This window comes from Vibrio sp. 1-1(7), assembly GCF_013048485.1.
Lineage (GTDB): Bacteria > Pseudomonadota > Gammaproteobacteria > Enterobacterales > Vibrionaceae > Vibrio > Vibrio fujianensis.
Genome location: NZ_VHSP01000012.1, coordinates 1 through 9,168 on the forward strand (window position 1 = coordinate 1; position 9,168 = coordinate 9,168).

Here is a 9,168-nt window from a genome sequence, read left to right on the forward strand (position 1 = left end):
AAATCCAGGGCGTTGGTCTCGTGATATCAGAAACTGTGAGCCTGTTGGTGAAGTGCATTTAAATCCAGAAAAAGATGCTGCTTAATATCTAAGCAAATGATGACAACTAACTTGAAAAACACCGATATCTGAACCTTTTCCATGTCAAGTTCAGTAAAAGCCAAGTCGACCAGTTTTGAAACTGACTTACTCACAATACCTTTACCTTGATATTCTGAGCTTAACCAGTAGCCAATCTCTACTTTTTTAAGTTGATGGTTAATACTGTTAAAACTGATATTTCCAACCAACTTATCTTGATAAATCATTCCACAAACTAAGGATTTTCCATCAGCATAATCATGCAATGAACTTTTGATAAAGCTAAGAAAAAACTCTTCATTGCTGGCATGAGGAGGCCAAGCTAGCCATTGACTCAAATATTCTCGCTCTCGACTAACAATTTCAAGATAGATCGGAGCAAACTGGGGATTAACCAAAGCCAGTTTCAGATCGGTATCAACATCCAATGTAAACATGATTTCCTCTTAAAAACATAACGCCCGCTTAAGGGGCAGCCAACGCCATTACCAAGCTTCCGCATGACACCGTAATCACAAAAAACAACGCATGGTAAAAATGCCACGCGTTGGCTGTCCCTCTTGAAGCGTTTGTTATACCGCAAACCCATGCACTTTGTAGGAACTTCTTTATCAATTGCTATAGTCCCGTATAATCGCGGCCAAATCACACCATACCTATCCGCAGTGAGTAGCAAATGTCCAAACTATTTTTCAAAGGCCGAATCGACGCTAGACAAAACCACGTCATTTCGGGCTACAACGTAAAACGTGACGTAAGAGCAGGCTCTGAAGAAGCTCCTATCCATGTTGTTGTTCAAACCGAAACTCGTAAAGCAGAGATCGAAACGTTGCTTTCTGAGCATTCTATCGTGGCCCGTATTGTCATTGATTCAAAGCAACCAGAGAACACAGTTGAGCTTGATACGCTATTAAATAAACCCAAAACCATCACTTACGAGAAAACACCAGAGCGTAATGAACCGTGCATTTGCGGAAGCGGCAAAAAATACAAAAAGTGCTGTGCTTAAACCTCGATTGTTACATTAAAAGCCGTCTTCTGACGGTTTTTACTATGTAGGCACTCAGTTCTTAAGTTAAAGCGGTATAACGCCGCATTAAGGGGCAGGCAACGCAAACCTCTGCGCTCAAATTAACCAGCCGTAATCTCAAATGCTCACCCAAACCAAAACTGCCAAGCGTTGACTGTCCCTCTTGAATGCTTTGTTATGTAACTTTCCCAACTATTTCAAAGCATTACAAAGAACAGCATTGCCAAATATCGTTTAACTTACATGAAAATTTAGCAGTAACCCAGTAGAATTTGCGTGGCAACGACGAAACTACGAGCCCTAGTTAAAAGAAAAAAATGACTGCCACCAAACTTATCGCAAACCCACTGAATCATTAACAACAAACCGAAGATTCGAAGAATAAAGAAGCTGAAAGCTAAATTAACATGCACGAAACTAACTCAAAGAAGGTCGAAATTGAAATTAGATCAATCATAAAAAACATCTATTTTTCAATGCATTGTGGTCTTTTTTCTTTACGGTTACATAACGCCGCATTAAGGGGCAGGCAACGCAAACAACTGCGCTCAAATTAACCAACCGTAACCTCAAATGCTCAACCAAACCAAAACTGCCAAGCGTTGACTGTCCCTCTTGAATGCTTTGTTATGTAACTTTGCTAACCATTTCAAAGCATTACAAAGAAAAACATTACCAAATATCGTTTAACTTACATGAAAAGTTAGCAGTAACCCAGTAGAATTTGCGTGACAACGGCGAAACTGCGAGCCCTAGTTCAAAGAAAAAAATGACTGCCACCAAGCTTATCGCAAACTAGCTTTACCAATAAAGCTCAGAGCAAAGACTCGAAGAACAAGGAGACGAAAACTAAGCCAATATGAATAAAACTAGGTTTATAAATTTGAAAATAACCAATATAAACAATTAGTTAAAAGTACCGAACATACAAAGCTGAAGCCAAATTCAAAGTAAAGAAATCATAAAAAACTTTAATTTTCAATACATTGTGGTCTTTTTCTCTACGGTTACATAACGCCCGCTTAAGGGGCTGACAACGCTACTACCAAGTTTCCGCATAACACCGTAACCACAAAAGCCAACGCATAATAAAAATGCCGCGCGTTGGAAGTCCCTCTTGAAGCGTTTGTTATATGCGTGGTTGAAATAGATATTCACCGTTTTTTTCTTCTACAAATTTAACGAACCTAGGAACTCTTGTTATTTCCTCAAATTCTTTAAGCGTATACTCTGAAATTTCTTTTGAATAGTTAGGGAATATATCAACCAAACACAATATAGCGCGGTCTTTGCCTCTTTTTATGCTTCGATTTTTAAATATTAAATTAAATGATTTACCCAAACTCCAATGCTCTGACAGTTTATCCTTTTGCCAATAAGAATAATGCCGATGATATAAATTGGTAAGAATAACAACATCAACATTACTATAAAGATTCGGTTCTACGAACGACTCCTCCGTCAGTAAACCTTTAGAACCATATAAATAGTGTACCCACTTTTGCATGTCCATTGCTGAGTCACAACAAACTAACAGAATATTAAGCTCTTGTTCTGACGTTTCATCCGAAAATTTTTTCTGACATGAAAGCAGGTAATCCTTTAATTTGTTGTCCATATGCACTTGTTTTTCTACTGATTTTTCATTTCCAAGCAGAGTCTTAATAGACTCATAAGCGTCAAAGTAATTATCCAAGCGTCCCATAGCACCTATTGAATAGCAATCTTTAGCTTGATGGTCATGATATTTTGTATAGTCAGGGCATTTAACTTCTATATTGAATTTATAGCCAAATGCTGAAAATGAACAATCCACGTCTGAAGGAGGGTTAAGCTTGGGCTCATATTCGAAAGTATCACCATATGCTACAGCAATGCTCGCAGCAACAGAGGATTCACAAGCAGCCTGTAGATATTTCGCCTCTACAAAACTATCACCAATCAACTGCAGGTCTGATTTGATTTTCCTCATCTGAGTAGCCGTGGCATGGCGTGAAATTATATCGAGAACACATTCAAGATAATTAGCGTAGCTAACTTTAACTTTATTCTCGGGTGTTAGGTATATGTTTTTCTTATTTTCACACTGTATCATCTCATCTCCAAAGCATATAACGCCGCATTAAGGGGCAGGCAACGCAAACAACTGCGCTCAAACTAACCAACCGTAACCTCAAATGCCAAACAAACCAAAACTGCCAAGCGTTGACTGTCCTTCTTAAATGCTTTGTTAAATTATTTTTTCGTATATAACTTTTGCCTTAGGTACATGAGAGTCTTTCCAGTCGATAAGATGACTGCTTAATGAATCCTTAGCTAAAATATCCTTATAGAAAATGACTAATTGCCCATCAGGACAATATGTTATATCTCTACTATCATTTTCACAAAGGTACGAAATAACAGCAAAAAGCTCTAAATCACCGTTTGTAATATAGGCTGATTTTTCATCACAAGAATGAGCTCGACAAGCACTAACAAGATACACCTTGTCTCCTAGAGCTTTTACGTTCTCGGGTGCCCCACCGAACCCAGCTTTTACTTGTTCAGAAATGGTAGCATTTGACCAAAAATATTTTTTTTGTGTAATTCCAAAATATTCATTTATGTGCAATTTGAAATCATCATCCCAAATCAACTGATTAGCATTGTTGAATCTACTAATATCGAATGTTTTCGCATTCACTGGCAGAGAAATAACAAAAAATATAAATAATAAAATATGCATAACTTACCTTATAATTTAACGCCGCATTAAGGGGCAGGCAACGTAAACAACTAAACTCAAACTAGCCAGCCGTAACCTCAAATGCTCACCCAAACCAAAACTACCAAGCGTTGACTGTCCCTCTTGAATGCTTTGTTATGTAACTTTGCTAACCATTTCAAAGCATTACAAAGAAAAACATTACCAAATATCGTTTAACTTACATGAAAAGTGAGCAGTAACCCAGTAGAATTTGCGTGGCAACGACGAAACTGCGAGCCCTAGTTCAAAGAAAAAATGACTGCCACCAAACTTATCGCAAACCCACTTTACCATTAAGAAAAAACGGAAGACTCGAAGAACAAAGAAGCCGAAAGCTAAATCAACATGCACAAAACCCACTCAGAGAAAATCGACATTGAAATCAGATCAATCATAAAAAACATCTACTTTTCAATGTATTGTGGTCTTTTTCTCTACGGTTACATAACGCCGCATTAAGGGGCAGACAACGCAAACAACTGCGCTCAAATTAACCAACCGTAACCTCAAATGCCAACCAAACCAAAACTGCCACGCGTTGACTGTCCCTCTTGAATGCTTTGTTATGTAACTTTGCTAACCATTTCAAAGCATTACAAAGAAAAACATTACCAAATATCGTTTAACTTACATGAAAAGTGAGCAGTAACCCAGTAGAATTTGCGTGGCAACGACGAAACTGCGAGCCCTAGTTCAAAGAAAAAATGACTGCCACCAAACTTATCGCAAACCCACTTTACCATTAAGAAAAAACGGAAGACTCGAAGAACAAAGAAGCCGAAAGCTAAATCAACATGCACAAAACCCACTCAGAGAAAATCGACATTGAAATCAGATCAATCATAAAAAACATCTACTTTTCAATGTATTGTGGTCTTTTTCTCTACGGTTACATAACGCCGCATTAAGGGGCAGACAACGCAAACAACTGCGCTCAAATTAACCAACCGTAACCTCAAATGCCAACCAAACCAAAACTGCCACGCGTTGACTGTCCCTCTTGAATGCTTTGTTATGTAACTTTGCTAACCATTTCAAAGCATTACAAAGAACAGCATTGCCAAATATCATTTAACTTACATGAAAAGTGAGCAGTAACCCAGTATAATTTGCGTGGCAACGACGAAACTGCGAGCCCTAGTTCAAAGAAAAAAATGACTACCACTAAACTTATCGCAAACCCACTTTACCATTAAGAAAAAACGGAAAACTCGAAGAACAAAGAAGCCGAAAGCTAAATCAACATGCACAAAACCCACTCAGAGAAAATCGACATTGAAATTAGATAAATCATAAAAAACATCCACTTTTCAATGCATTGTGGTCTTTTTCTCTACGGTTACATAACGCCCGGTTAAGGGGCAGCCAACGCCATTACCAAGCTTCCGCATAACACCGTAACCACAAAAACCAACGCATAATAAAAATGCCACGCGTTGGCTGTCCCTCTTGAACCGTTTGTTATGTTTAAGCTTCAATGACTTACGTTTTACCAAAACCAAGATTAACTCAGCTTTGATTCACAAACAAAAGCCAAGACCTAAAAAACTGAAACGACTCATAGATTTGAAAAACAGACTTCGAATTTTGGCAATTCAAGCCCAAAAACCTGTGATCACAATATTGATTGAGCCAGCCGAACCAACCTCGCGCGTACTCGAAAATCGACTGAGGCAATTCTCTGAATTTCCAGCGCCAAAGAATAGATGTCCAGAAAGTAGCGCCAGACGAAGCCAACTTGCCGACAAACACAAAACCAACAAGCCGAGGGAGCAAGAAAAGATGCAACCAACTGATTTTTGGTGATTAAACATAACGCCCGCCTAAGGGGCTGGCAACGCATAACACTAAACTCAAACACAACAACCGTAACCACCGCGGCTCAATGGGACTGGAAACGCCACGCGTTGACAGTCCCTCTTGAGGCGTTTGTTAGCTTACTGTCCTAACATGCCAACTAAGAGGACATAACTATTGTGAAGCGCATGAATTAAAAAGGCTATTGTGAACCCTACTTTTGGTGAACTCTGCCGCCATACTTGAAATGCCACCCCAAAAACAACAAATGGCATGAATGTAAACATGCCCCAAAGTGGGTGTGACATAGAATGTAAAACAGAAAAGATAAACGCACACAAGCAGGCACTTAAAAAAATTCTGTCTGTAAATTTTGCGATGAGCACCAGTATCAGTGTCATCAATAATGTTTCTAAGGCTGGGCCAACCAAAACTGTTCCAAGCACATCAACCAAAGTCATTCCCACATCAGGACCATCAGCGGGGAGACCATAAAGAAGATCAACAATCACCGCAAACGCACCTGCGGAGCAGAAAGAAACAGCAGACGCTTTTAGGCAATAACCTAATTTTGACTCTTTACGACTTAGTAGAAACACACCGTAGTACCTTGTAAGCTAACGCCCTGTTAAGGTGTGAGCAACGCAATGCCGAAGCTGCTGCATACCACCTTAAACACTAAACGCAACGCATAGTAAAAATGCCACGCGTTGCGAATCACTCTTAAACAGTTTGTTATGTGCGTTCTTGTTTATTAATTTCTCGTCTATACCAAGACTCTGAGACACTCCACGTTACAAAACCTAAAACTACCCCAAGAGCAAGTAATACCAGTGTCGACAAACCGAAATCAAACCAGAATTCTAACCACGTGCGAACTTTGTCAAATAGGATGAAACCAACTGTTTTTCCAAACAAGACTGAACCAGTTGCAATTAAAGTAGTTTTTAAAACGTAATGACCCCGTCCTTTTTTACGAGTTTGTTTCCACCTGTTTAACCTTTTACTTTTCCAAGTATTCATAAGCGAGAACTCCGTTTGCACCCTCGAAAAATCCTACTCTATAACTGGAAACATTCCTTAAAACCTGTACTGATTATGCGATACAGCCCAAATTAGATGCATAAGCACATAACGCCCGGTTAAGGGGCAACCAACGCTACTACCTAGCTTCCGCATAACACCGTAACCACAAAAAATAACGCACAGTAAAAATGCCACGCGTTGGTTGTCCCTCTTGAACCGTTTGTTATGTGCGTACTAACGATGATCGCTGCTTAATTGCAACAAATCCCACTTATTTCCATAAAGATCCTGAAATACTACAACCGTTCCATACTCTTCAATTCGTGGCGATTCGTTGAAAACAACACCGTTCGCTTTCATCAGCTCATAATCTCGCCAAAAGTCATTCGTTTGTAGAAATAGGAAAACTCTATCGCCAGTTTGATTACCGATAAACTGAGTTTGTTCATCTGTACTCGCTTGAGCTAACAGTAAATTTGTCCCATTCGAATTGGGTGGTGAAACTTGAACCCATCGCTTACCGCCACCTAAATCGGTATCTTCAACTAGCGTAAACTGAAGCTTTTTAGTATAGAAATCAATGGCATCATCGTAGTTTTCGACCACAAGGGCGATATTGCCAATTTGCTGTTGGACGACTTTAGGCATAATTGCTTTCCAATAGTTTAAACACCTGATTCTATACTACTTTTGAACGTTTACCGAAAGCACATAACGCCGCATTAAGGGGCAGGCAACGCAAAACACTGCGCTCAAATTAACCAGCCGTCACCTCAAATGCTAAACCAAACCAAAACTGCCAAGCGTTGACTGTCCCTCTTAAATGCTTTGTTATGTAACTTTGCTAACCATTTCAAAGCATTACAAAGAACAACATTGCCAAATATCATTTAACTTACATGAAAAGTTAGCAGTAACCCAGTAGAATTTGCGTGACAACAATAAAACTGCGAGCCCTAGTTCAAAGAAAAAAATGACTACCACCAAACTTATCGCAAACCCGCTGAATCATTAACAACAATCTGAAGATTCGAAGAATAAAGAAGCCGAAAGCTAAATCAACATGTACGAAACTAACTTAAAGAAAGTCGAAATTTAAATTAGATCAATCATAAAAAATATCTATTTTTCAATGCATTGTGGTTTTTTTTCTCTACGGTTACATAACGCCGCGTTAAGGGGTGCAGGCACGCAATACAAAAGCTACCGCACAGTGCCATAATCACTGAACCCAATGCAAACCGAAAATGCCACGCGTGCCAAATCCCACTTAAACGCTTTGTTATACCTATCCTTTATCACAAACAGCTATATCCAACAGATCTTTACCAAACTTAGTTAGAGAAATGCTCTTTCTCAATGCCCTATAATCAAGCGGTTCATCTAAATATGACTTCATGCTGCAAATATGTAGCCTATTATTCTGGTACAGCTCTGATTGCTCAACACAATCGTACACACCTTCTCTAACTAAAGAGTTTTCGCTTACAGAAAATATACCTAACCTAACTAGATTATTTAAGTATGTGGCTGTTAACTCGGGATTTTTGCAACTAGCCTGATAGCCAATAGATGATGTTAAAGGATGAATGATTGTTGTACCCTGACGCTGTGGATAAAAAGCAGCCTGGTCAATAACTGGAAGAGTAAAACTACTACCTTTGCGAGTAAGCGCGATATGCTTTAAAACTCTTGCTTCATCACCGTTTATATTTTTAAGAATTTCAACAAAGGCAGGGTGAGCTTTAGCTTTCGTTGATTGATCCATTGAGTTAGCAAGTAAGTTGGCAAACATATTCTGTAACTCTGCTTGTTCTGATGTGAATCGCATAGCCTCGAATACTGGTCCAGCAATATTAGTTGGTGGTACAACAATTTCTGACTCAGGGGTGTTTTCTAGTTTTTTACTTAAGCTTTGACTCAAGTAAGATTCGATTCTTTCAAATCCCCATACAAGGCCTCTGACTGGAGCTAAAGCGACTGTTACTACTTTTGAAACTGTATGTAAATTTTTTCCCATCTCTACAGCTGTTGGCTGAACAAGGTCTTGATATATTGGAACATGTTCAGCCAACTTCGATACTGCATCAATCGTTTCTGTCATTTCGCTTTTTTCACTCATCTGAAATTTACCTCCTGTAGGTATAACGCCCGCTTAAGGGGCAGCCAACGCCATTACCAAGCTTCCGCATAACACCGTAATCACAAAAACCAACGCATAGTAAAAATGCCGCGCGTTGGCTGTCCCTCTTGAAGCGTTTGTTATGTTTAAGCTTCAATGACTTACGTTTTACCTAAACCAAAATTAACTCGGTTTTGACTGACAAACAAAAGCTAAAACCCAGAAAACTGAAACGACGGTGTTTTTCAAGTTAGTTGTCATCATTTGCTTAGATATTAAGCAGCATCTTTTTCTGGATTTAAATGCACTTCACCAACAGGCTCACAGTTTCTGATATCACGAGACCAACGCCCTGGATTTTTA

Annotated in this window: 8 protein-coding genes; 1 reads left to right on the plus strand and 7 read right to left on the minus strand. The window is 39.1% G+C overall.

Features of this window, described 5'->3' with window-relative positions; genetic code table 11:
• Positions 1-26 precede the first annotated feature (26 nt).
• Entirely contained in the window at positions 27-518 is a 492-nt protein-coding gene (locus FKN05_RS16155; RefSeq protein ID WP_249339331.1) for a GNAT family N-acetyltransferase, read from the minus strand.
• Positions 519-757: 239 nt separating this feature from the next.
• On the opposite strand from FKN05_RS16155, the gene FKN05_RS16165 reads away from it, so the two are divergent.
• Positions 758-1,090 carry a PBPRA1643 family SWIM/SEC-C metal-binding motif protein gene (locus FKN05_RS16165; protein ID WP_042988174.1) on the plus strand — a complete coding sequence of 111 codons (333 nt, stop codon included), beginning with the start codon at positions 758-760 and terminating at the stop codon, positions 1,088-1,090.
• A gap of 1,150 nt (positions 1,091-2,240) precedes the next feature.
• On the opposite strand, the gene FKN05_RS16175 is transcribed toward FKN05_RS16165, so the two are convergent.
• The 6 genes from FKN05_RS16175 to FKN05_RS16215 form a co-directional block, all read right to left on the minus strand.
• On the minus strand, positions 2,241-3,206 hold the full coding sequence (locus tag FKN05_RS16175) for a hypothetical protein (RefSeq protein WP_170887964.1): 966 nt from the start codon (positions 3,204-3,206) through the stop codon (positions 2,241-2,243).
• 135 nt (positions 3,207-3,341) lie between these two features.
• Positions 3,342-3,839 carry a hypothetical protein gene (locus FKN05_RS16180; protein WP_170887966.1) on the minus strand — a complete coding sequence of 166 codons (498 nt, stop codon included), beginning with the start codon at positions 3,837-3,839 and terminating at the stop codon, positions 3,342-3,344.
• 1,958 nt (positions 3,840-5,797) lie between these two features.
• Positions 5,798-6,256, minus strand: a complete 459-nt coding sequence (locus FKN05_RS16685) for a hypothetical protein (RefSeq protein ID WP_170887968.1) — start codon at positions 6,254-6,256, stop codon at positions 5,798-5,800.
• A gap of 136 nt (positions 6,257-6,392) precedes the next feature.
• Positions 6,393-6,680 carry a hypothetical protein gene (locus FKN05_RS16200; protein ID WP_099609958.1) on the minus strand — a complete coding sequence of 96 codons (288 nt, stop codon included), beginning with the start codon at positions 6,678-6,680 and terminating at the stop codon, positions 6,393-6,395.
• Positions 6,681-6,917: 237 nt separating this feature from the next.
• The gene (locus tag FKN05_RS16210) at positions 6,918-7,331 is read right to left on the minus strand and encodes a VOC family protein (protein WP_170887972.1); all 414 of its coding nucleotides are present in this window, start codon (positions 7,329-7,331) and stop codon (positions 6,918-6,920) included.
• 640 nt (positions 7,332-7,971) lie between these two features.
• Entirely contained in the window at positions 7,972-8,805 is an 834-nt protein-coding gene (locus tag FKN05_RS16215) for a DUF4393 domain-containing protein (protein ID WP_170887974.1), read from the minus strand.
• Positions 8,806-9,168 lie beyond the last annotated feature (363 nt).